Source organism: Niallia sp. FSL K6-0212 (genome assembly GCF_038007605.1).
GTDB lineage: Bacteria > Bacillota > Bacilli > Bacillales > Cytobacillaceae > Niallia > Niallia circulans.
This window is the reverse complement of sequence record NZ_JBBOXL010000001.1, coordinates 1024529-1048055: the sequence shown is the minus strand read 5'-3', so window position 1 is coordinate 1048055 and position 23527 is coordinate 1024529. Positions and strand designations below refer to the sequence as shown.

Here is a 23527-nt window from a genome sequence, read left to right as displayed (position 1 = left end):
CTCCAATATTCACTTTAATGAAATGATTATCATGACAAAGTAGTTTTTAACCAAGCTTCTGCTAAACTCAACCAGCGATGGACATAGGGAGATTCCTCTGCTAATGCCAGCCCATGTTTCCCAGAAGGAAAAATATGATATTCAAAAGGAATGTTAAATTTGGCTAAACTTTCGGCTAACATGATGGTATTTTGAATAGGGACTGATTGATCATCAGCAGTGTGCCACATAAAGGTGGGCGGCATATGTTCGTCGACCAAATGTTCAATCGAATAAGCCTCAACTAAATGGTTAGGCGGATTTTCCCCCAAAAAATGCTCTCGGCTTCCAGAATGCCCATAAGGTTCCGTGAAGGTAACAACTGGATAGCATAATACTAGCGCATTAGCACGATTGTTTATTTTGGTACAAGCAAGACTTGCTAGATGTCCACCAGCAGAAAAGCCAAGCACACCTATTTTATTTTCTAATAAATTCCAATCCTTGGCATTATTTCGTAGTTGACTAAATACTTCTTCTAGTTCCTTTATAATGCTTGTATGATTGATTGTTCCAACAGGATAATAGAGAATTCCAGCATGATAACCAATCGAATGAAGCCATTTTACAATTGGCTGTGCCTCTTTTTCAGATAAATGGTGGTACCCTCCACCTGGACAAACGAGAATGAAGGGTCTTTTTTTATTATCTAAAAGGGAAAGGTGTAATGTCATATGCTGATTTTCTTCTGAACTGTGGTTATAGTTATCATTGATGATTTTCGACATAAGAATGCTCAAATCCGAAATATTGTTTAGCATTATGGTAGCTAATGTCCTTAACTAAGCTTCCAAGCAAGTCCTCGTCCTCTGGGGCTTCACCTCGTTCGACAATTTCTCCGATAAATTCACAGAGCACTCGGCGGAAATATTCATGTCTTGTGTACGATAGAAAGCTTCGTGAGTCTGTTAACATCCCGACAAAGGTGGAAAGGAGACCAGTGTCACTAAGAACGGTTAATTGATGGCGCATCCCAGCTCTCGTATCGTTATACCACCATCCTGAACCTAGCTGAAGCTTTCCAGGTGTGTGTTTTTGATAAGATCCCATTAAAGTAGCTAAAACAAAGAAGTCATTTGGGTTCAGGGAATAAAGAATTGTTTTCGGTAATTTCCCCTCTTTTTCTGCACGGTCTAACAGACGCTGCAAGGGTATGGTAAGAGGGAGATCGTTCACACCATCATATCCAGTATCAGGACCTAATTGGTTAAACATTGCTGAATTCGTATTGCGATATGCATGGATATGAAGCTGCATTGTCCAATTATGCTCATGATAAAAACCGATTAAGCGAGTTAAGGTTTCTGTACGATATGCACTGATTTCATATGGGGATAATGCTTCATTTTTAAGTCTTTTTTGAAAAATCAATTCCAGTGTTTTCTCATCTGCTTCTTCATAGGTCAATATATCCAGTGCATGATCCGATAATTTTCCGCCCATTTGATGGAAATAATCAACACGTGCTTTAAGTGCCTCTATTAATCCTTGATAGGAATTAATCGTAATATGTGATTGTATACTTAGCCTTTCTACCCATTCGATAAATCCATCTTGGTCAATATTTAATGCTTTATCGGGACGGAAAGAGGGAAGTACTTGAAAATGTCGTTCTGTGTTCTTTAAGCGTTCATGGTAATGCAAATCATCAGTCGGGTCATCGGTCGTACAAACTACTTTAACATTTGAATTGATGATAATATTGCGACGCTTAAAGTCAGCGGTAGCCAATTTCTCATTGGCTAAATCCCAAATAAGAGGGGCATTCTCCTCATTCAGTAATAAATCAATGCCAAAGAAACGTTTTAGCTCTAAATGGGTCCATGTATATAAGGGATTACCAATTGTTTTAGGTACTGTGCGTGCCCAAGCTAAAAATTTGTCATAATCAGAGGCATCGCCAGTAATGTGAGTCTCTGGGATACCGTTTGCGCGCATTAATCGCCATTTATAGTGATCACCTGCTAACCAGGCTTCTGTAAGGTTTTTAAAGTTTTTATTCTCATAAATTTCTTTCGGATCTAAGTGACAATGATAGTCGATGATAGGCATCTGCTTTGCATGGTCGTGAAATAGTTTTTGAGCGATATCATTTTTTAATAGAAATTGGTCATTTAGAAACATTAGAATCCCTCTTTCGTTATTTTTTTATAATTCGTGTTTAATAGTGCTTTTATTGTCTCAGTGCCCAAAAGCTCAACGATAGATTGCAAAAGGAAACAGAGAGAGCGTCAGCATTACTACTTTCAATGAATGCACCACAGGTTAACACTATGTTTCTATAAATCTTCTCTATCATAGCCTCATTGACCTATCTTTTATAAAGTAACTCCTGTTTTAAATATAGCGATTTCGCGAACACCATTTGCTTCATTACGTGTTTTTTCTCCACTTGCGACCGCTATTACTTTTTCAATAAATTCCTCTAATACTTCATTCATTGGTCGTTCTAGTAAAGGACCGGCATTAAAGTCCATCCAATGCCTTTTATGTTCATAAATGGTAGAATTGGTTGCTACTTTTACGGTTGGAACAAAACTGCCAAAAGGCGTTCCTCGGCCTGTTGTAAATAAAACTAAATGACAATCAGCAGCGGCAAGCGCAGAAGAAGCTACTAGATCATTGCCTGGTGCTTGCAATAGGCTTAGCCCTTTTTTGGAGATTTTCTCTCCATACTGCAGTACATCTACAACCGGTGCTGTTCCAGCCTTTTGTGTACAGCCTAATGATTTATCTTCTAGAGTGGTAATCCCTCCAGCCTTATTTCCTGGGGAAGGATTTTCATAAACAGGCTCCCCATAAGAATGAAAGTAGTGTTTAAAATCATTGATTAAATGGACGATATCTTCGAAAACCTTTTCATTTTCTGCTCTAGCCATAAGCATTTGTTCTGCACCAAACATTTCAGGGACTTCTGTTAGGATAGTGCTGCCCCCTTGGGAAATTAAGAAGTCCGAAAAAGCTCCTAATAGCGGATTAGCCGTAATTCCAGAGAAACCGTCGGAACCGCCACATTTTAGGCCAACATTTAGCTCGGCAATTGGAATAGGTTCTCTCTGATCATTTTTAGCAGCTTCATATATCTCTTCTAATAGTTCTAAGCCTGCTTCTATTTCGTTGCCTACCTCTTGTGCAACTAAGAATTTAACTCTTTTTCCATCATAATCTCCTAGTAACTCTCTAAATTCAGCAACAACGTTATTTTCACAGCCTAATCCAAAAACAAGTACTCCGCCAGCATTCGGGTGGCTCACAGCGTCTATTAATATACTGCGAGTATTTTCATGGTCTTCTCCTAATTGGGAGCAGCCGTAGGGATGCTTTAAAATGGTAATATTATCGAATGTACCTAAGTCAGGATGGAGAGCTTCAAATTCTTTCAGCATATATTCTGCCGTTCCGTTTACACAGCCAACGGTCGGTACAATATATAAGTCATTGCGAATTCCTACTTTTCCATTTGCCCGTCTGTATCCTTGGAAGGTAAGATCCTTTTTAGGGTATTTTACTTGGTGGATATCTTGCTCATACGTATATTCAAGTTCTCCATCTAAATTTGTTTTTACATTATGCGTATGAAGCCAATCCCCCCGCGTAATCTCCGTCAGCGTATGTCCGATAGGATAGCCATATTTGATCACATTGCTAGATTTTTGAATATCAGTTAAGGCTATTTTATGGCCTTGGGGAATATCAGCTTTAGCTGTGATCGAGATGCCATCAAGATAGACTGTTTCCGCTGCGTTAATTGGTCTTAGGGCAACCGCGACATTGTCTCGCTCATTTAGTTTTAATAGAGAAGGAGGCCGCTTTTCGTTATTTAGCTTTTGTAAAACAGCTCGGGCACCGTCTTTTCTAAGGATATGGATATATGCAGTTACTTCTTCCGCAAGGTTAGGAATAGTGGTTAAGTCTGTATCCCATAAATTTTTGTCATTCAAAATAGTAAAAGCGATAGTTTCAGGATTTTCCCAAGCGTTTGAAAAGGCCTCAAGGACTTCATCGCTATCCTTTGGTTTATATTGTGTTCCCCTGTAGGTTAGGAATAAAGCAGCAAGAGAAGCAGTCATATATGGAGGCAATTGCTGCTGTTTTTCTTGGTATTTAATTAGCAGCGGTAATAAGCGTGCTTTATATTTAGAAACACTGTTTAAAGCAATGGATGATAATTCATGGCGGATAAAGGGATTTTTAAAGCGTTCGATTATAGATTTTGCATATGCCTTTAAGTCATCTAAAGGGAGAGGTAATAATGGCATAATTTCTTGCTGCATTAATTGATTAATAAAGACAGCAAAATCTGCATCATTCATCACATCTTCCACAGTTTCAAGACCAGCAAGTAATCCAAGTGGGACCATCGCTGTATGCGGGCCATTTAATAAGTGAACCTTTCGTTCTCGATATGGTGTCATATCATCGGTTACCAGTACATTCAATCCCGCCTTTTCGAGAGGAAATGATTCTTTTAATTCTTGTGGACCTTCAATGACCCATAATAAATAAGGCTCTGCTTTAACCATTAAGTTATCAATATAGCCATGTTCCTCATTAAGCAGATTTGCTGTATCACGTGGATAACCTGGAACAATGCGATCTACTAAGCTGCAGCAGAATATATTTTCAGCATGAATCCAGCTAATAAATTCCTCTTCTAAATTCCATAGACTTGCATATTGTAAGACAATTTCTTTAAGTTGATCACCGTTACGATCGATTAACTCACAAGGAATAATCGTAAATCCTGGTTTTTTTAATTGAAAGCGCTTGAATAGTAGGGCAGTAAGTTTTCCAGGAAAACTAGTTGAAGGTTGATCGATAGAACAATCCCTTTCATCAAATTGTATTCCAGCTTCTGTAGTATTAGAAATAATAAAGGCCAATTCTTCTTGTTCTGCCAATTGTAAATAAGTTTCCCATTCTTCATAAGGATTAATTAATCGATTAGCAGTTGTAATAATTTCACTCGTCTGAACCATTTGACCTTGATAGAACCCCTCAAGCACGACAGTATAAAGGTAATCTTGTTCTTCTAAGGTTGGATTCGAAACATGCTTGGTCGGCTTCACTAACACAGCACTACCGTTGAATAAATACTGGTTATTCATTTGTTGTAGTTGCCAATTAAGAAATCCTCTCATGAAATTTCCTGATCCAAATTGAATGACTTTTTCTGGAAAAAAAGACAAATTAGGTTTTAATTGCTTTGAAAGCTTTTCCACTATAGTTCCTCCTTTTGCACACGTTAACATTTTATGATAAAGCAAAACAGTTATGACTGTTTTGTTGGAAAACTAAGCGATTCTCTTTTAACTAAGAATGTGTCTACTAAGATTTGTGTCTTTTCTAATGTTCCGTTATTCATTAACGCAATGAGCATTTGCATGCCAATTTCGCTGATTTTATCAATAGGCTTATGAATAGTGGTTAGAGCTGGAGTAGAGTATTGCGCAAAAGCTATATCATCAAATCCAATGATTGAGATATCATTTGGCACTTTCCTCTCTTTCGAAAAACAAGCTTTTAATGCACCGATTGCCATATCATCGTTTGCGCAAAATACAAGACTAGGCGGAGTCGGCAGATCTAGCAATTGCTTCATTTTTTCAAAGCCGCTTTCCATACTATAATCCCCATTGACCATAAATTCAGGCTGTACAGGAAGCCGATGTTTCGATAAGCTATTGACAAATCCTTGTTTCCTTTCAGCTGAGGAACGGAAAGAGCTTTTTCCATTAATGTACGCTAAATTCTTATGACCAAGGCTAATCGCCTCATCGATAGCCTGTTCTACACCTTGTTGATCGTTTGCCGAAACATTTGGAATAGAAGGATCATCTAGTCTGCGATTTAGTACAACCAAAGGTATGCCGGTTTGTTGTATATAGTAAATAAATGCATTGTCTGTGTCACTTTGGCTTAGTACGATAATCCCGTCAAATCGTTTGGAAATGATTTTGTCAAAATGGACTAATGTATCAATACCGTTTACTGCAATACTGTAGTTTTCATCTAGCACAGAATTAACACCTTTTATTACATCTACAAGAAAACTTGAACTTGTTCCATGGCTGATACTAGAGAAAAAAACGCCAATTGTGTAAGATTTCTGGTTTACGAGACTTTTAGCATTAAAGTTTGGTACATAATGTAATTCTGCTGCAATTTTTTTAATTTTGTCTTTGGTTGCAGGTTTAATAAGGGGACTATCATTCAGCGCTCTTGACACAGTGGTGTGCGAAACGCCTGCAAGCTTTGCGATATCCTTAATGGTAACCATAGTTCCTCCTGATAATAATGTTAACGTTCACATTTTATAATTCTTCAGGCAGTTTGTCAATCGGTCATTTGCTGCACACGTGAAAAAATCCACTCGCAAAAGATAGACTAGATATGCTATTATATGTATATTCTAATCCAAATTATAGAAAATAATCATTTCATAATAGATAAGAAAATGATTATTTTTCGTATTAAAAATTGTTGAATAATTTGATAACGCTTACAATAAAAGTGTGTTAAGAGGAAATAAGGAGTGTGAGGATTTGAAGAAATTAAGGTTGTTTTACAAATTATTTTTTCCCTTTTTTTTATTAGGGATTAGTATTGTAGTTGGCTTTAGTGTATTTATCTATAACTCTACCTATCACTCCGTCGAAGAGGAATTTCTGAAGGACAAACAAAATTATACAAAACAAATTCTTAATAATGTAGAGCAAAAGGTGCGAACGATTGAATATGGATATACGGCATATAGTTCTACTGCAAACTTTGAGACGATTTTTAAGAAGCCGTTATCAGGAAAAGACTTTGATACATATCGTGATATAAAAAAAGAAATCAGTTATATAGAAATGATGGGAATAGAAGGAAGTAAGCATAATTTAATCAGCCTGGCAGAAAATTGGGGAATAATTGACGGCTCTTTAAAGAAATTATCGGAAGAGGAAATTGCTGGGTATAAGGAAAAGTATGTGGAAAAGGCGAAGCAAAGCTTATTTTGGAGACCAACAAGTACTGGAATTGAGATGATTATGACTTTACCTGTTTATCAACGTGATAAATTTGCTTTAGGAATATCTAATATTCCAAGAAGCAGCATTGATGAGATTGTTGATAATGAACAAGATAGTTTAGTAGAAATATATAATAGTAAAAATGAATTACTATATTCAAGTAGACAAAAGGAAAGGCTGTTGTCTCACGAGAATTATGAGAAAATGATAAACGAGGGAGAGAATATCAAAATAGTAGACACAGAGGGTAAAAAGTTTGTGTATGCTCAGTCAGACTATAATCGCTGGATTTATGTTGTACAGATTAACCCAAAAGAAATCTCTAATATGATTAATAATACAAGGATTGGTTTACTCATTGTCTCGACCTTATTGATTATTTTGGTCGGTATCATTTCCTATATGTTAGCAAATTCTTTTTCAAGACCTATCCGCAAATTACAGGAGAAATTAGCAATAGATCATCTAAGTGGGCAGAAGAATGAACTTTCCCTTGTTGCTGATTCTGTTGATAAGATTATTGGTCAGAATGAAACATTAATGGCTAGCTTAACCATGCAAAAACCACAGCTTGAGACGCTGTTTGTCTTAAGCTTATTTAGAAATAGAATAACAACAAATGAAGCTAAGCACAGGTTAAAACAATTTGGCTATTTCTTTAATGATACGCATCATTTTTACACAGGATTAATACAAATTGACAATATGGATAGCCAAAAAATTGTTGAGAAAGATTTATACTTATTGGCTTTAAATAATATTGTCGAAGAAATAGTCCCTGCTAAGGAAAGATTGATACCTATTGTATTAAATGATGAGATGCAAGCAACCATATTTATAACCGATGTAAATGATCATGATTCCAGTCGAAGAATTATGAAGTATTATGAGGAAATACAATCTGCGGCAAAGGAATATTTAAATATCACTATCAGTATAGGGATAAGTCCTGTTTATCAAACATTAATTAGTAGTAAAAAGGCAGTTGATTTAGCAAAAGAAGCGCTGCATTATCGTGTAAATGTAGGACCAGAGTCTATCATTTTTTATGATGATATTGCTCCTCTCTTGAATGATGCTTCTATTTCTAAATATCCTGTAGAATTGCAAAATGAACTTTTAAATACGATTCGCTCAGGAAATGAGGAGGAAGTGCAGGAGACAGTAGATACCTTAATTAACGAAATCTTCCGGATGAATAAAAATCCAGTCAGCTTAGAAGTAACACTTATTCGGTTAATAAATGAAATTATTCAACTTGGGCAGCTGTTAGGTGCAGAGGCGAAGATTTTTGATAGTATAAAGCCGCTTTATTATGAAGCAATTAATGCCTATTATCCTGCTCGAATAAAACAAATGCTAATTGAACATCTTATTACGCCAATTATTATCAGCACACAGGATAAAACGGATAAGGAGTTTCGATCTTTATCTGATAAAATTGTTCAAATCATTCAGACAGAGTATGACCAGGAAATTTCTTTAGACGTTATTGCTGACCGTCTTCATTATAATCCGAATTACTTAAGCAGCGTTTTCAAGAAAGAATATGGAGAAAACTTTGTTGACTATCTAATGGGATTCCGACTGCAAAAGGCTAAATCCCTGCTAGAAGAAACAAATATGCCAATTAAGGAGATTGCCGAAAAACTCCAATATCGAAATTCTCAAAACTTCATCCGTTTTTTTAAAAAGAAAGTAGGCATGACCCCAGGGGATTATCGGAAACAATATAATCATTAATTAAAAAGCGTGCAAGAAAGAGCTTATTCTTGCACGCTTTTTATGAACCGCAATTAAGATCGTCTTGAGCACATCCTGAATTCCTGTGAGAATAAGAGATAACATCATAACCGGTAAGGACAAGCCAGATGAGAAAGGGTTCTCTTTTAAATGTATGAGGATATAAGTTACTAGAATATCATTTTGTTGACTGGTAAACAAATTGCTGTCAATAAAAGCATCTTTTCTGTAACGTCATCCCTTTACAGAGCCTACCAACGCTCCTTTGACAAAATATTTTTGAACAAATGGGTATGCAATAAGCATTGGTACTGTTGCTATAACAATAACGGCCATCTTAATCGTTTGCGCAGGTGGAATAACGTCAACTGACGAACCTTCTGCTTGCATGCCGCTTGAAACAATAACAATCTGTCGCAATAAAACTTGAATTGGCCATTTCGTAGAATCATTAATATAAAGAATAGCTGTCATATAAGTATTCCAATAGGTAACGGCATAAAACAAAGAAATGGTCGCAATAGATGGTAGTGCCAATGGCAGCATAATCTTCCAAAAGACTCCTAAATCTGTGCAGCCATCCATTTTAGCTGATTCTTCTAAACTATCCGGTAGTGCTTGAAAGAAGTTTCTCATAATAATTAAATTAAACGCATTAATTGCTACAGGCAGTATCAAAGACCAATAAGAATCAATTAATCCAAAGGCTTTAACTACTAAGAAGGTAGGGATCATGCCACCGCTAAATAACATAGAGAATACAACAAGAAAGTTAAGAAATCCTCTTCCATTAAGATATTTACGTGATAAGCCATAGGCCATCAAAGATGTTAGGACCATACTTACTAAAGTACCGACGCCAGTAACGCCAACGGATACCGCTAAAGACTTAAAGAGTGTTGGCGTAGAAAGAATATAACGGTATGCATCTAATGAGAAAGTTTCAGGAATCAGAATAAATCGTTTAGCTACAACTTCTTGTGTAGAAGCAAAGGAACTAGCTATAACATTTACAAAAGGCAGAAAACAAATTAAGGCAATAATGATTAAAATGGTTCCATTAATAATGGAAAAAACCCGTCCTCCTTTTGTTATTTTCTTATTTTTATACACTTTTTCCATATAGATCCTCCTTCTTATTTTGTCTAACTACAACTTACAACTAATGATGATGTTTTATTGCTCGGATTAGGACTGTAAACCGAGCCACAAGCAGTTAAGGAAAGGTCCGTTTCATAAAGTTGTTTTCTTTTTCCGCAGCTGGGAATACACTTTGCTATCCGTATGGCGAATATCTGCAGATCCTTTTAGAAGCCTTCATAAAGTCAACACTCTTTGTAGAAAACAGCCTAAGAAATAGATATACTCTCTTACTATAAAGTTACTTTATCAAGAGAAGATAATTACGTATATAATCAATATTTCAGGAAAAGAAAACGCTTACCGAGTTCGTTTTTTTCGATTGAAAAGGCAGATAATCATTTGGACAAAATGGTAATCATTACATTGGGTGGGGAAGAGGAAACTATTGATAAAATAAGGTTTTGTAAGCGTTATCAAATAATGATTATATACGTAATTATGCTTTTTCCATATGCTTAAGGTATGAATTAAACATCACACCATAAAGTAAGGGGGTAAATAATGGAAAGCGTCATTAAGCCTAATGATCAGACATTACCTGAGTTAACTATGAAGCAGCGAAAGAAGATTAGAAGACAAAAAACTTGGGCTAATATGAGAAAGAACAAACTTCTATATTTAATGATTTTCCCTGGCTTTCTCTATTTTATTATTTTCAAATATTTACCGATGGGTGGATTGATCATTGCTTTTCAAGATTATCAACCGTTTTTAGGGATTTTGGGCAGCCCATGGGTAGGGATGAAGCATTTTGTTCGCTTATTTACAGAACCAACCTTTTTTATGCTTTTAAGTAATACACTTATTTTATTTGCTTTAAATATTTTCATTTTCTTTCCCATGCCGATCATCTTAGCGCTTATGCTAAATGAAGTCAAAAACAAATATTTTAAATCTGGTATCCAAACGTTAATTTATATCCCCCATTTTATGTCATGGGTAATTATTGTTTCCATTACATATGTCTTTTTAAATGTTGATGGTGGATTGATTAATGAAATGTTAGCAGCAATGGGCTTTAATAAAGTCAGTTTTTTAACTTCGCCTGATTGGACGCGAACCGTTTATATTGCACAAGTAATTTGGAAAGAATTAGGCTGGTCTACTATCATATATATCGCCGCTATTACAGCTGTAGATACTCAATTATATGAAGCAGCGGAAATGGATGGAGCAGGACGACTGCGCAAAACATGGCATGTAACATTACCGGCCATTCGACCAGTAATTATTACTTTATTAATCTTAAAAATTGGCAGCACGTTAGATTTAGGATTTGAACACATGTATCTCTTATTGAATTCATTAAATAGAAGTGTCGCAGAGATTTTTGACACCTATATTTATACAGCTGGTTTGAAGAATGGACAATTAAGCTTTAGTACGGCTGTTGGTTTATTTAAGGGATTAGTAGGATTAGTTTTAGTTATGCTTTCAAATAAGCTTGCCAAGAAGTTTGGTGAGGATGGGGTTTATTAAAGTTAGGAGAAAGCGAGGAATTGGATGTTAAAATCAGTGGAAAAAATAAATCACATTTTTACAACAATATTAAACTTAGTTTATGTGAATTTCCTCTGGTGGCTCTTTACTTTATTAGGATTGGGGATATTTGGGGCAGGACCAGCAACCTATGCACTAGTTAGTATCATGCGACAGTGGATGAGGGGAAATACCAGTCTCCCTATCTTTTCTTCTTATTGGAAGTATTACAAAGAGTCCTTCAAGGAATCCATGGTTACTAGCTGGATTTATTTACTACTCGGCTATGTGTTAGTAATCGATCTACTCCATGTTACAAACTGGTATCTCAAAGTATGCTTGATGATCATATTCTCGTTATATTTCCTTTCTGCCGTTTATATTTATCCATTAATGGCTCATTATAACTGGAAAGGAATATTCTTTCGCATAAAGATGTCCTTTATCTTTGGTTTTTCTTGCTTGCAATATTCTCTATTATTGTTTGTTGTGATTGGCGCTACCTATTGGACAGCAATCACATTTTTTCCTGGGATTCTCACTTTCTTCGGTATTAGTTTCCTATTTTATATGATTACTTGGACAGCAAATCAAGTGTTTACTAGAATGGAATTACAAAATACAGAAGAAGTAGAAGATACAACCGTCTATCCTACGCTTAACGGACAGTAAGACTTAATTTTAAGCTTATCCAATTCGGGGAAGATAGGTGGGAAAGCATCGATATAGAACCGAATGGTTCCACTAATCAGTGCAAACATTCATTGATGGAACTTTCGCTTTATCAAATTGTAAAGGAGCGTTTAAATGAAAAAACTATCAAAGTTAGCCAGTATTAGTTTAGCAGGTATGTTGTTATTAGCGGGTTGTAGTGGAGGAAAAGAACAATCATCTGGGACGTATGATGAAAATAGTAAGGCTGAAATTACGTGGCTGAATATTCTACATACGGCATCTCCTCCAACAGATACTATTTTAGATAAAATCGAAGAGAAAACGAATGCTGAAATCAAATTTTCGTGGATACCGGACGCTTCAAAGGAAGAAAGAATTAATACTGCATTAGCCTCTGATTCATTAGCCGATATTGTTACATTAACTATTCTGGAAAATTCCTCTGTCCGTAATGCATTGAAGTCTGGAATGTTTTGGAATGTAGAAGATTATTTAGATGAATTCCCTAATCTAAAGGAAATTTCACAAGATGTACGTGATTCTGCTTCCATAGAAGGAAAGCTCTATGGTATTCCCTTTCAGAAGGATTTAGCACGTAATGGTGTCGTTTTACGTAAAGACTGGCTTGATAATTTAGGTCTTGAAGTTCCGAAGACTGTTGATGAATTAATGGAAGTTTCGAAAGCGTTTACAGAAAATGATCCTGATGGTAATGGGCAAAATGATACAACTGGATTTGTAGATCGGAACGATTTAATATATGGAGCCTTTAAAACATTAAGTTCTTATTTCGGTACACCTAATGTATGGGAAATGGATGAAAATGGAGACTTCATTCCGGAATTTGAAACGGATGGTTATGTAAAAACAATGGATTATATGAAGGAGCTGTATAGCAATGGCTGGATAAATAAAGACTTTGCTGTTACAGCAAAAACAGACCAGCAGCAAAGCTTTGCACAGGGAAAAGCAGGAATTTATATTGGTGCCCTTTTCGATGCTAAAAACTTGCAAACGATGGCTGCAGGCATCCAAGATAATATGGAATTAGCATTAGTGAACGATATGGTATCGGAATCTAATCCTGAACGTGCCATTTGGGCTGCAAATAATGGAATTGGCGGATTATTGGCCTTTCCGCGTTCAGAAGTAAAGGATGAAGCAGAATTAAAGAGAATTCTTAAGTTTGTAAATGATTTACTAGATCCAGAAATTTACACATTAATGACATATGGTTTGGAAGATGTCCATTATAAACTAACAGATGATGATTCATATGAAATTATCAATCAGGATTTATGGACACAGGAAGTGCAGCCATTCGCGGCTTCTAGACCAAAAGAGTCAGGCTATAATTTGAAAGATCCAAACCCAATTAAAGCATTAGCAGATGAAATGATTGCAGACAATGCGAATTATGCCGTGTTAAATCCTGCTTATTCTTTAGAATCTGCAACCAATACATCACAAGGATCAGAATTACAAAAGATTATTACTGATGCCACATACCAGTATATTTTAGGCGAAATAGATCTGGATGGCTTCAAACAGGCTGTAAAGACATGGGGAGATTCTGGCGGAAACACGATTAAAGAGGAATATAAAGCAGCATACGAACAAACGAAATAATTTTGAATAAAGGTGAGGGGAAAGCAGATTTCGGCTAGACACTCACCTTAAAAAATTTAAAAACAAGATTTTTATAAGGCAAGCAACAATCTTCATGAAGAGGCTTTATAAAGAATCTAAATAGGATGGGAGAATATAAGAATGGCAGAAATGAGTTGGTCAGAGAGAACAGCACAATCCATTATGGAAAGACTTCCACGATTATATGAAGATAGAGGCTATAACGGAAAATGGTCTTATGATTATGGAGTTGTTTTAAAAGGGTTTGAAAACCTTTGGAAACGAACAGGCAAGGAGAAATATTTGCATTTTATAAAAGAAAATCTCGATTATTTTGTTCAACCGGATGGAACGATTAAAGGATATGAAGTATCAGAATTTAATATTGACCATATTAACAATGGAAAATTACTATTTCAACTTTTTAAACAAACGGGAGAGGAAAAGTATCGGCAAGCAGCCGATTTATTGAAATCCCAATTAGAGCTGCATCCAAGAACATCAGAAGGTGTTTTTTGGCATAAGCAAATTTATCCGTATCAGATTTGGCTGGATGGCTTATATATGGGGGCGCCATTCTATGCGCAATATCAAATGGAATATCGAGATGGAGAAGGTCTTGACGATATACTTCACCAATTCAAAATCAGTTATCAACACTTATTAGATGAAAAGACAGGGCTTCTTTATCATGCATGGGATGAGAAGAAAGTCCAGTCATGGGCTAATAAAGAGACAGGACTATCAGAGAATTTTTGGGGAAGAGCCATGGGATGGTATGTCATGGCATTAGTAGATACATTAGAAATTATTCCAAAGGATACACCTGATCGCCCTTTTTTAGAAAAAATTCTTAAGAATACATTGGCAGCATTACTAAACTATCAGGATAAGGAAAAGGGTGTTTGGTATCAGGTAGTCGATAAACAAGGGGAAAAGGGAAATTATTTGGAGGCGTCTGCAAGCAGTATGTACGTATGTTCTATTGCAAAAGGGATACGCCTTGGAGTTTTAGAAAAACAAGAATGGCTGCATCCGTTAAAGAAAGGCTATCAAGGATTATTAGATGAATTTGTTTTGCTGACAAAAGAGGGATGGGTCAATTTAAATAAAAATTGTCAGGTAGCAGGACTTGGCGGAGCTGACAAACGAGACGGAACTTATACCTATTATATTAGTGAACCAATTATTTGCAATGACCAAAAAGGCTTAGGGGCCTTTTTACAGGCATTAGTGGAAGTGGAGGAAGTTATTAACGAATAAGGAGATTATAAAATGAGCGATTATATTATCACTGAATTCGGTGCAGAGAATGATGGGAGTATATGTACAGAGTCGATTCAGAAGGCGATAGATAAGGCATATGAAAATGGAGGAGGCAGAATTGTTATCCCGCCAGGTGAGTTTCTGACAGGTGCGCTTTTTTTAAAGGATCATATTGAACTTCATTTAGCCGCAGGAGCAGTATTGAAATTCTCTGATCAGCAAGCGGACTATTTCGTTGTTACGTCTAGATGGGAAGGTGTCGCTAGAGAAGTATATGCTTCATGCTTATACGCAGAAAATAGCCGGCATATTGCGATCACTGGCTTTGGAACCATTGACGGAAATGGAGAGAAATGGTGGCATCTTTTTCGAAATGAGCGAGAGAAGCTGCTTTATCCGCGGCCAAAATTGATTAGCCTAGATGGTTGTGAAAACGTATCGATTAAAGATGTGACCTTAATAAATTCTCCAAGTTGGACGGTTAACCCCATATGCAGTAACAACATTACGATCGATAATATAAAAATTCATAATCCGCAAGATTCACCAAATACAGATGGCATTGATCCAGAATCCTGCATGAATGTTAGAATCAGTAATTGTCATATTGATGTAGGGGACGATTGCATTGCGATTAAGGCAGGAACAGAGGATACGGCAGAGCGAGTAGCTTGTGAAAATATAACGATTACAAATTGTACCATGGTTCATGGACATGGAGGAGTAGTGCTTGGCAGTGAGATGAGCGGTAATATTCGAAATGTCACCATTAGTAACTGTGTCTTTCAGGATACAGATCGTGGCATTCGGCTGAAGTCTAGACGAGGGCGTGGAGGAGTCGTTGAAGATATTCGTGTAAGTAATATCGTAATGGAAGGTGTAATTTGTCCGTTCATTTTAAATTTATATTATTTCTGTGGTCCTAAAGGAAAGGACAAATACGTATGGGATAAAAATCCTTACCCAGTAACTAATGAGACTCCGATGTTTAGGCGCATTCATTTTGCCAATATAACGGCTAGGAATGTTCATGCTGCAGCCGGATTCATATACGGTTTAGCCGAGCAATATATATCAGAACTAACTTTTAACCAAGTGGATATTTCTTTGGCGGTAGATGCGATTCCTGGAAAACCAGCAATGATGGCAGGCATAAAAGATATGAATAACCGGGGCTTTTATGTCGGTTTTGCAAAGGATATTTTATTTAACCGGGTAACGGTTGAAAACCATGAAGGTCCAGCTTTTTATCTCGAAAATTGTGAGGATATCGAGTTAATAAACTGTAAGTCTAAAAATACAAAGAAGGAAGAAGCGCTCTTGAAGGAAGTGAAGGCGTAAGTGGAAAAACAGCGAAAAAGGCTAATAGAGTTATTAGGGGATTATCCACATGCAAAGGATAGGAAGGTGCAGCTAATAAGGAGGGAAGAGAAAGATAACTATGTATTAGAAAGCCTCATGCTGCAATTAAATGAGGAGGAATCCGTACCTGCTTATGTTGCCAAGCCTCTAAACAAGGAAGGTCCGCTGCCTATCGTCCTCTTTAATCATTCACATGGGGGGAATTTCGAACAGGGAAAAGAAGAGCTGTTAATAAGTAACAGTTACTTACAATCCCCATCTTTTGTCGAGGCTATAACAAATTTGGGATATGCTGTAGGATCCATTGATATGTGGGGATTTAGTGAGCGGAAAGGTAAATTAGAGAGCGAGTTAGTCAAAGAAATGTTATTAGATGGAAGAACGCTATGGGGGATGCGGATCTTTGATAATATTGCTTTTCTAGATTATCTTGTGGAAAGGACGGACATCGACCAAAACAGAGTAGCGACGATTGGAATGTCAATGGGAGGCCTTATGAGCTGGTGGATGGCAGCACTAGATGATCGCATAAAAGTAACCGTAGATATAGCTGCACAGGTACATATAGAAACATTAAGGCAGAAACGGGGCCTAGATCATCATGGTTTTTATTATTATGTGCCAGGCTTTTTAAAGCAGTTTTCTACTTTAGCTGTGCAATCGTTAATTGCCCCAAGACCGCGCTTGAGTCTTGTTGGAAAAGATGACCGCATGTGTCCGCTGGAAGGCGTAATGCTGCTAGATGAGGAATTAGGAAAAATATATGGAAAATATGATGCAAAGAATCAGTGGAACAGCCAAATTGTAACTGGCGGTCATCAAGAGACAAAGGAAATGAGAAAGCAATGGGAAAACTTTTTGCAGAAGCATTTATGAAAAATGAACTTCAATTTGTCATTGGGAAAGGCAATGATTGTGATTTTATGAGTATTCAGGAAGCCATTATGCATTGTTCCAATATCGAGAGACCTGTTACATTCATCATCCTAGGTGGAGATTACTATGAAAATATCCTTCTTTATCAATCAAATCGCAAGTTGTTTGGAATAGGAACGGTCCGGATTATTGGAAATAAGTATGCACGGCAATTGGATGAGTTTGGTTGTGAAATTGGTACTTTTCAAACAGCGACTCTTTTTATCAATGGAGAGAATATCTGGATAGAAAATATCGAAATCATAAATAATTCGGGGCTGGGAGAAATAGTGGGGCAAGCAGTTGCTTTATATAGTGAAGGAAACAAAGTTAGCTTTAAAAATTGTTCCATAAAAGGGTACCAAGATACCGTTTGTCTCGGTCCATTGCCAGATGTACAAAAGGATGGAACTCCTTTTTCAACACCAGAGATAAAAAATAACTTTCAGAACAATATAACGACCTTTATCCATTGTTCTATTGAGGGAACCGTTGATTATATATTTGGTGGAGGAGAAGCAAAGTTTGAAGAATGTGAATTGAAATCTCTTAAACGGCCTAACAACCTGCCAGGATATATTACGGCAGCAAGTACTGCGATCAGGAAAAATGGCTTCCTATTTTCTCGTTGCTATTTAACAGCAGATAAGGATGTATCTAATGTCTTTTTAGGGCGGCCGTGGAGACCATACGCCAATGTAACTTTTTCTCAATGTAGAATAGGGGCTCATATTCACTCGGATAAATGGGACGATTGGGGAAAGAAAGAGAATCGAGAAACAGTAACATTTCGGGAAATAGAAAATTACTATGCTTAGTTGAGCCTCTAATCAGTTAGAGACTAGGAGAAGGGAACGAGGGAAATGAAACGGAAATGGGAAGTAATAATTGGGATGGCAGGAATGGTGTTAAGTGTTCTATTTCTAGGAGGATTTTCGCTAACAATGACCTCCATGGATACAGAAACATATAAAGAAACAGTCTTTCCTATTCTGCAGGAAGGCGTTTCTTCCGGTGAGATGCAGGATAGTTTAGAAGCCATGAATGTCTTAGCTATATGGTTCGGTATTACACTAATACTCGTCCTAGCATTTGTTATAGTTGCGACTGCTTTCATCTGGAGAAATCGACATCCGAGATGGGCTGGAGTCCTCTATCTCGTTGCTGGATTTTCAACATTGATAGGTACCCAATTTATTGCTTTTCCCATCGCCTTTCTCTTTTTTCTAGCAGGAGCGTTATGTTTGTTGCGAAAAGGAGTTAATGTGAGTAAGAAAGGAGAAGGCTATGTATCGAACCACTATTAAAAATCCTATTTTACGTGGTTTTAATCCAGATCCCAATATTTTAAGGGTAGATAATACTTACTATATTGCTGTTTCCTCTTTTGAATGGCTGCCAGGAGTACGAATCTATCAGTCTAATGATTTAGTAAATTGGGAACATGAGACAGATATTATTACGAATCAAGTTGATTTAAGAGGAAATCCACAAAATGGCAGCATATGGGCTCCGCAAATTAGTTATTCAGAGGGGCTGTTCTACCTTATTTATACAGATGTTAAAAGTACAAAAAGACCATTTAAGGATTGTCATAACTATTTGATTACCGCGCCAAGTATAAATGGTCCATGGTCAAGTCCTGTATATCTAAACAGCAGCGGATTTGACCCATCCTTATTTCATGACAAAGATGGACGCAAATGGCTGTTAAACGAAATATGGGATTATCGTATGATAACAGGAAATAAATCAGCAGGTATTGTCATGCAGGAATATGATGCTAAGAATCAAACGCTGATTGGACCTGTTTATAAACTATTTGATGGGACAGAATTAGCTAAAACGGAAGCTCCTCATCTCTATTACTATGGAGACTATTACTACTTAATAACGGCAGAAGGAGGGACTGGGAAAGGGCATTCAGTAACTGTCTGCCGCTCAAAGGTAATAACAGGACCCTATGAATTAGATCCAGAATATCCTATGCTTACAGCAAGTGATAAACCTGAGTCATCGCTCCAATGTTCAGGACATGGAAGTATCGTGCAGACGTCCCTTGGAAATTGGTATATGGTTTATTTATGTACTAGACCATTACAAAATAAAGCCGCGATACTAGGAAGAGAAACAGCGATAGAAGAGGTTTATTGGACAGAGGACGGCTGGCTTCGCCTTTCATCTGGTACAAATGGACCCAGCTTGTTGACTGAAATTGTTACGCGCGAACAAGTAATTTTTCAAAACAATACTGATTTCGAGGATGACTTTACAGGCCCTTTAAAAAAAGAGTGGAATACTTTACGTATTTTAGCAGATGACTCTTGGTGTGATTTAACAAGTAGATCTAATTATTTACGTATGTTTGCAGGGGAATCCATTCAGTCCTTGTTCGAGCATCATATTCTTGCCATTCGTCAAAAAGACTTTCACTTTCAGGCCGAAACAAGCGTAGAATTTCACCCTACTACCTTTAATCAAATGGCTGGTCTCATGCTTTATTTAAATGATAGCAATTATCTATATGCTTACGTGACATTTGATGAAGAAAGAGGCCGAGTTCTTCGCTTTATGCGTTGCGAAAATGGACAATTTCAACTAGATCCGGCCATCATAACTATTACTGCAGGAGAAGTGCAGCTAAAGGTTAGTGGAAACGGAGCGAGAGGAAACTTTTACTTTCGTTCAGATGAAGAACATTCTTGGCGAGAAGTAACCAGCAGCCAAGACCTCCTATTTTTGGCAGGGGGATTTACCGGAAATTTCATTGGGATAGCAGTCCACGATATGGATAAAAAAGCAAGTACATACGCTGATTTTGCATACTTCCGTTATGAGGGATTAGATAGTAATTGATTGGATCTACTTCTGTCATTTCCCATAGGAATGTAATAACGAAGCGGATCGGTGCTAGCGCTGTGGATAGCAATTACCATCAATCCTCTTTCCAAAAAAAAAACCTGGACAATTATATGAAGATCGCATAAGAATCTCCATATAATTGTCCAGGGCTTATATTGGTTGGAATACTTGTGTCCCAACCGCTTCATCATTTATTTCCCTAACATAGCATTCACCTTATCTTGATTATTATCGATCCATTCCTGTGCAACTTCTTCCTCATTAGCTCCATCTTCGATTTTAACAATCATTTCTTCAATATCTTCAACAGGCATGCTCCAGTTGCTTAGGAATTCATGAACCTCAGGGGATTTTTCCTTTAGACCATTATTTACAACTACGTGAACTTCTGATGTCTTAAAGAAACCTTTTGGATCTTCCAATACTTTTAAATCATAATCAACAAACATTGGATGTGGGCGCCATCCTAAGAAAAGGACAGGATCGCCACTTTTGATAAACTTAGAGGCTTGTGCCAGCATGCCACCTTCACTAGAAGCAACATATTCTAAATCTAATCCATATTCTTCAATCATTTCCTTAGAAGTGACGGTCATTCCGGCACCTTCTTCAATACCGTACACTTTTCCGCCAAAGAGATTTTCTTTTCCTTTTAAATCTTCGATACTGTCAATGCCCTCTATGTTAGAGGGAATGACCCAGCCAAGCTCCCCTTCTTTATAGCTGACTGCTAAGTCTTCTAATTGATTTTTGTATCGATTCATATAATTTGCATGCATATCAGGCAGCCAAGCATCCATAAATACATCTAAGTCACCGCGGGAAAGTCCTGTATAAACGCCGCCTGCATCTGCATTTTTCTCCTTAACCGTATAGCCCATATCTTCTAATAATAGTTTAGCAACTTTTGTTGGCGGGATGGTACTAGTCCAAGGAGTAACACCGAAAGTAACAGTTTTAGAATCTCCTGACTCGCTACCTCCTGTATTTTGGTTTTGGGAGGAACAGCCAATTAAAAGAGTGAATAGTAATAACATCAAAAAGCTAAGTTTTAATTTTTTCATAAATTCGTATACTTCCTTTCTCCTGTTAATTTGGTAGATTGTTTGTTTTTATGCTTTTTTTCCTAATCCCTGTGTTATTCGATCCAGGATGATGGCGAGAACAACAATCCCAAGTCCACCGGTAAGACCTAATCCAACATTTACACTAGAGATACCGGATAAAACAGTGCTTCCTAGTCCAGGAGAACCAATCATAGATGCAATAACAGCCATGGATAATGCCAACATAATAGTTTGGTTAATTCCAGCCATAATGGTTGGAATAGCATTAGGTAACTGAACTTTTACGAGCAGCTGCCAAGAAGTAGAACCAAAAGCTTTAGCAGCTTCTACGATATCAGCGGGAACTTGTTTAATGGCCAAGCTTGTCATACGGACTGCTGGTGGAGTAGCGAAAACGAAGGTAGAGATAACAGCTGGAACTTCTCCTAAACCAAAGAGTAGAATAGCAGGGATTAAATACACAAAACTAGGTAGTGTTTGCATGAAATCAAGTAATGGTCGGATAATATGATCCAATGTTCGATTTTTAGCAGTGAATATTCCTAAGGGAACCCCAACAACAATGGAGAAAAAGGTTGCTACAATAACAATAGATAGAGTTTGCATAGCACCTGTCCATAGACCTACCGAACCTAAGTAAAGAGCACCAATAATGGTAAAAAGAGCTATTCCTTTTCCCGCAAGGCGCCAAGCTAAAAGTGCTAAAAGGATTGCTATTACTTCAGCAGGGATAAAGGTGAATAAATTGGTGACAGCATTTATAAATATGCTTAACACTCCGCTGAAGGAGTTGAAAAAGTCACCTAAAACCGGCAGCAGCCAATTGTCTACAAATTGATTTGTCCATTTTTCTAATGGAAAGAAGAAGTAGTTCATATGATAGCCTCCTTTTGTTCTTTTCCGAGAATTAGTCCAGACAATATAGAGACTCGAACGATGATTCCTAACAATCTATTATTTTCTGTAACGGCAATAGGGAATTTTGATTCTGCCGCAACTCCAATTAAATCATTTAATGGGGTATCGTATGTAGTAGAATGGAAGTCGTGTTCTAATACGTCTTCAACCCACTTATTTTCCTTATAGGCATTAATGGCAGCATCAATAGTAAGAATGCCTTTTAGCTGTTTATCCTTATCTACTACGAAGATACTGGATAGACCGGCTTCTTCCATTTTTCTTACGGCCATCCTTGGACCATCTTTCCAAGTGGTAATAAGATCGGGCTGTTTCATAATTTGACCAGCAACTAACACTTTCGAACGATCAACATCTTCTACAAATGTCGATACATAGTCATTCGCTGGATTTTCCAAAATTTCTTCAGCTGTCCCTAACTGTACAATCGAGCCATTTTTCATGATGGCAATACGATCACCGAGCTTAAGAGCCTCATCTAAGTCGTGAGTGATAAAAATAATTGTTTTTCCTAGCTTGTTTTGTAAACGGATAAGTTCATCTTGCATTTCTTTGCGAATAAGTGGATCTAAGGCACTGAATGCTTCATCCATTAGAAGAATATCGCTATCATTTGCTAATGCTCTAGCAAGACCTACCCTTTGCTGCATCCCGCCGCTAAGTTGATGAGGGAAACTTGCCTCATAGCCTTTTAGGCCAACATCATGAATGGCTTTAATAGCCTTTTTTGAACGATCACTCTTCGGATGTCCTTGGATTTCTAAACCATATTCAACATTTTCTTGCACAGTTCGATTTGGAAATAACGCAAAATTCTGAAAAACCATGCTGAGCTTTTTACGTCGTATATCAATAAGTTCCTTTTTATTCATGGTAGTAATGTTTTTCCCGTCAATTAGCACTTCACCTGAAGTTGGCTCAATCAGTCGGTTAATAAGACGTATAAGAGTAGATTTTCCACTGCCGGATAATCCCATTATGACAAAGAATTCTCCTTGTTTTACTTGGAAAGAGGCATTATCAACACCAATTGTCATTCCAGTTTCTTTCAGTATTTTTGTTTTATCTTCGCCAGCCTGTAGTCTTTTCAGCCCTTCTTTTGGGTTTCCCCCAAATATTTTTGTAAGATTTTTAATTTCAATTTTAGGCATTAATCACTTCTCCTTCTTTTTTATTTAGGAGAATTTCCGAATATGGATAAATAAATAGGAAATAAAAAATAAAACTGATTATTTTTAGGGGAATAGTAGGAATTAAGCGAGTATTATGGCAATACATTTAGTGGAACTTTGGGTAAAAATTAGTTTGATATAGTATTACTTGCTTGTTGTTACTCCCAGTATGGCAATGGGACTTATCCATATCCTTCTCCTGTAGAGTCCTTCTTATTATATAAAACAAATAATAGGCAGT

At 37.0% G+C, this 23527-nt stretch carries 17 protein-coding genes and 2 pseudogenes; 10 read left to right on the top strand and 9 right to left on the bottom strand.

The genetic code is table 11. The features are described from left to right. Nucleotides 1-29: 29 nt before the first annotated feature. The 5 genes and pseudogenes from MHH96_RS04755 to MHH96_RS04735 all read right to left on the bottom strand — a co-directional run bounded on the left by MHH96_RS04755 (nt 30) and on the right by MHH96_RS04735 (nt 6319). A complete protein-coding gene (locus MHH96_RS04755) occupies nt 30-767 on the bottom strand; it encodes an alpha/beta hydrolase (RefSeq protein ID WP_047940893.1) in 738 nt (245 codons plus the stop codon). Continuing rightward, complete coding sequence (uxaC, locus tag MHH96_RS04750) at nt 748-2163, bottom strand: glucuronate isomerase (protein ID WP_047940892.1); 1416 nt, start codon at nt 2161-2163, stop codon at nt 748-750. Before uxaC ends, MHH96_RS04755 begins: the two co-directional genes overlap by 20 nt. Before the next feature lie 194 nt (nt 2164-2357). Beyond that, nucleotides 2358-3836, bottom strand: a pseudogene (locus MHH96_RS04745) (UxaA family hydrolase); the annotation flags it as partial. Between the two features lie 36 nt (nt 3837-3872). Beyond that, nucleotides 3873-5291 (bottom strand): annotated as a pseudogene (locus MHH96_RS04740) (tagaturonate reductase); the annotation flags it as partial. Between the two features lie 20 nt (nt 5292-5311). After that, the gene (locus MHH96_RS04735) at nt 5312-6319 is read right to left on the bottom strand and encodes a LacI family DNA-binding transcriptional regulator (RefSeq protein ID WP_047940891.1); all 1008 of its coding nucleotides are present in this window, start codon (nt 6317-6319) and stop codon (nt 5312-5314) included. Nucleotides 6320-6584: 265 nt separating this feature from the next. On the opposite strand from MHH96_RS04735, the gene MHH96_RS04730 reads away from it, so the two are divergent. After that, nucleotides 6585-8798, top strand: coding sequence for a helix-turn-helix transcriptional regulator (locus MHH96_RS04730; protein ID WP_047940890.1), 2214 nt, complete (start codon nt 6585-6587; stop codon nt 8796-8798). A gap of 234 nt (nt 8799-9032) precedes the next feature. Here the strand turns inward: MHH96_RS04730 and MHH96_RS04725 are convergent, their stop codons facing one another. Beyond that, entirely contained in the window at nt 9033-9920 is an 888-nt protein-coding gene (locus MHH96_RS04725; protein ID WP_047940889.1) for a carbohydrate ABC transporter permease, read from the bottom strand. 570 nt (nt 9921-10490) lie between these two features. Here MHH96_RS04725 and MHH96_RS04720 point away from each other — a divergent pair. The 9 genes from MHH96_RS04720 to MHH96_RS04680 all read left to right on the top strand — a co-directional run bounded on the left by MHH96_RS04720 (nt 10491) and on the right by MHH96_RS04680 (nt 20123). Beyond that, entirely contained in the window at nt 10491-11420 is a 930-nt protein-coding gene (locus tag MHH96_RS04720) for an ABC transporter permease (RefSeq protein ID WP_251687877.1), read from the top strand. A gap of 24 nt (nt 11421-11444) precedes the next feature. Then, a complete protein-coding gene (locus MHH96_RS04715) occupies nt 11445-12092 on the top strand; it encodes a YesL family protein (RefSeq protein WP_047940887.1) in 648 nt (215 codons plus the stop codon). 135 nt (nt 12093-12227) lie between these two features. After that, on the top strand, nt 12228-13724 hold the full coding sequence (locus MHH96_RS04710) for an extracellular solute-binding protein (RefSeq protein ID WP_047940886.1): 1497 nt from the start codon (nt 12228-12230) through the stop codon (nt 13722-13724). A 141-nt stretch (nt 13725-13865) separates the two neighbouring features. Then, nucleotides 13866-14987, top strand: a complete 1122-nt coding sequence (locus MHH96_RS04705) for a glycoside hydrolase family 88/105 protein (RefSeq protein WP_173427259.1) — start codon at nt 13866-13868, stop codon at nt 14985-14987. Between the two features lie 12 nt (nt 14988-14999). Beyond that, nucleotides 15000-16331, top strand: coding sequence for a glycoside hydrolase family 28 protein (locus tag MHH96_RS04700; RefSeq protein ID WP_047940885.1), 1332 nt, complete (start codon nt 15000-15002; stop codon nt 16329-16331). Then, on the top strand, nt 16332-17228 hold the full coding sequence (locus tag MHH96_RS04695; protein WP_412973368.1) for a dienelactone hydrolase family protein: 897 nt from the start codon (nt 16332-16334) through the stop codon (nt 17226-17228). Continuing rightward, nucleotides 17198-18085: a pectinesterase family protein gene (locus tag MHH96_RS04690; protein ID WP_251687833.1), complete on the top strand. Its 888-nt coding sequence runs from the start codon at nt 17198-17200 to the stop codon at nt 18083-18085. The genes MHH96_RS04695 and MHH96_RS04690 overlap by 31 nt, the downstream gene beginning before the upstream one ends. 45 nt (nt 18086-18130) lie before the next feature. Next, entirely contained in the window at nt 18131-18574 is a 444-nt protein-coding gene (locus MHH96_RS04685) for a DUF4064 domain-containing protein (RefSeq protein WP_047940882.1), read from the top strand. Then, nucleotides 18555-20123: a glycoside hydrolase family 43 protein gene (locus tag MHH96_RS04680; RefSeq protein WP_336044697.1), complete on the top strand. Its 1569-nt coding sequence runs from the start codon at nt 18555-18557 to the stop codon at nt 20121-20123. The genes MHH96_RS04685 and MHH96_RS04680 overlap by 20 nt, the downstream gene beginning before the upstream one ends. Nucleotides 20124-20320: 197 nt before the next feature. Here MHH96_RS04680 and MHH96_RS04675 read toward each other — a convergent pair whose 3' ends face one another. The 3 genes from MHH96_RS04675 to MHH96_RS04665 are packed head-to-tail and all read right to left on the bottom strand — an operon-like array spanning nt 20321 to nt 23265. Then, complete coding sequence (locus tag MHH96_RS04675; RefSeq protein WP_047940880.1) at nt 20321-21193, bottom strand: glycine betaine ABC transporter substrate-binding protein; 873 nt, start codon at nt 21191-21193, stop codon at nt 20321-20323. 48 nt (nt 21194-21241) lie between these two features. Beyond that, nucleotides 21242-22072, bottom strand: coding sequence for an ABC transporter permease (locus tag MHH96_RS04670; protein ID WP_061796980.1), 831 nt, complete (start codon nt 22070-22072; stop codon nt 21242-21244). Continuing rightward, a complete protein-coding gene (locus tag MHH96_RS04665) occupies nt 22069-23265 on the bottom strand; it encodes a quaternary amine ABC transporter ATP-binding protein (protein ID WP_061796978.1) in 1197 nt (398 codons plus the stop codon). The genes MHH96_RS04670 and MHH96_RS04665 overlap by 4 nt, the downstream gene beginning before the upstream one ends. Nucleotides 23266-23527: the final 262 nt, after the last annotated feature.

What these genes read in the sequence shown, in the direction of transcription:
- MHH96_RS04755 (WP_047940893.1), bottom strand. Translation starts at nt 767, where the DNA reads ATGTCGAAAATCATCAATGATAACTATAACCACAGTTCAGAAGAAAAT.
- uxaC (WP_047940892.1), bottom strand. Translation starts at nt 2,163, where the DNA reads ATGTTTCTAAATGACCAATTTCTATTAAAAAATGATATCGCTCAAAAA.
- MHH96_RS04735 (WP_047940891.1), bottom strand. Translation starts at nt 6,319, where the DNA reads ATGGTTACCATTAAGGATATCGCAAAGCTTGCAGGCGTTTCGCACACC.
- MHH96_RS04725 (WP_047940889.1), bottom strand. Translation starts at nt 9,920, where the DNA reads ATGGAAAAAGTGTATAAAAATAAGAAAATAACAAAAGGAGGACGGGTT.
- MHH96_RS04720 (WP_251687877.1), top strand. Translation starts at nt 10,491, where the DNA reads ATGAAGCAGCGAAAGAAGATTAGAAGACAAAAAACTTGGGCTAATATG.
- MHH96_RS04715 (WP_047940887.1), top strand. Translation starts at nt 11,445, where the DNA reads ATGTTAAAATCAGTGGAAAAAATAAATCACATTTTTACAACAATATTA.
- MHH96_RS04710 (WP_047940886.1), top strand. Translation starts at nt 12,228, where the DNA reads ATGAAAAAACTATCAAAGTTAGCCAGTATTAGTTTAGCAGGTATGTTG.
- MHH96_RS04705 (WP_173427259.1), top strand. Translation starts at nt 13,866, where the DNA reads ATGGCAGAAATGAGTTGGTCAGAGAGAACAGCACAATCCATTATGGAA.
- MHH96_RS04700 (WP_047940885.1), top strand. Translation starts at nt 15,000, where the DNA reads ATGAGCGATTATATTATCACTGAATTCGGTGCAGAGAATGATGGGAGT.
- MHH96_RS04690 (WP_251687833.1), top strand. Translation starts at nt 17,198, where the DNA reads ATGGGAAAACTTTTTGCAGAAGCATTTATGAAAAATGAACTTCAATTT.
- MHH96_RS04685 (WP_047940882.1), top strand. Translation starts at nt 18,131, where the DNA reads ATGAAACGGAAATGGGAAGTAATAATTGGGATGGCAGGAATGGTGTTA.
- MHH96_RS04680 (WP_336044697.1), top strand. Translation starts at nt 18,555, where the DNA reads ATGTATCGAACCACTATTAAAAATCCTATTTTACGTGGTTTTAATCCA.
- MHH96_RS04675 (WP_047940880.1), bottom strand. Translation starts at nt 21,193, where the DNA reads ATGAAAAAATTAAAACTTAGCTTTTTGATGTTATTACTATTCACTCTT.
- MHH96_RS04670 (WP_061796980.1), bottom strand. Translation starts at nt 22,072, where the DNA reads ATGAACTACTTCTTCTTTCCATTAGAAAAATGGACAAATCAATTTGTA.
- MHH96_RS04665 (WP_061796978.1), bottom strand. Translation starts at nt 23,265, where the DNA reads ATGCCTAAAATTGAAATTAAAAATCTTACAAAAATATTTGGGGGAAAC.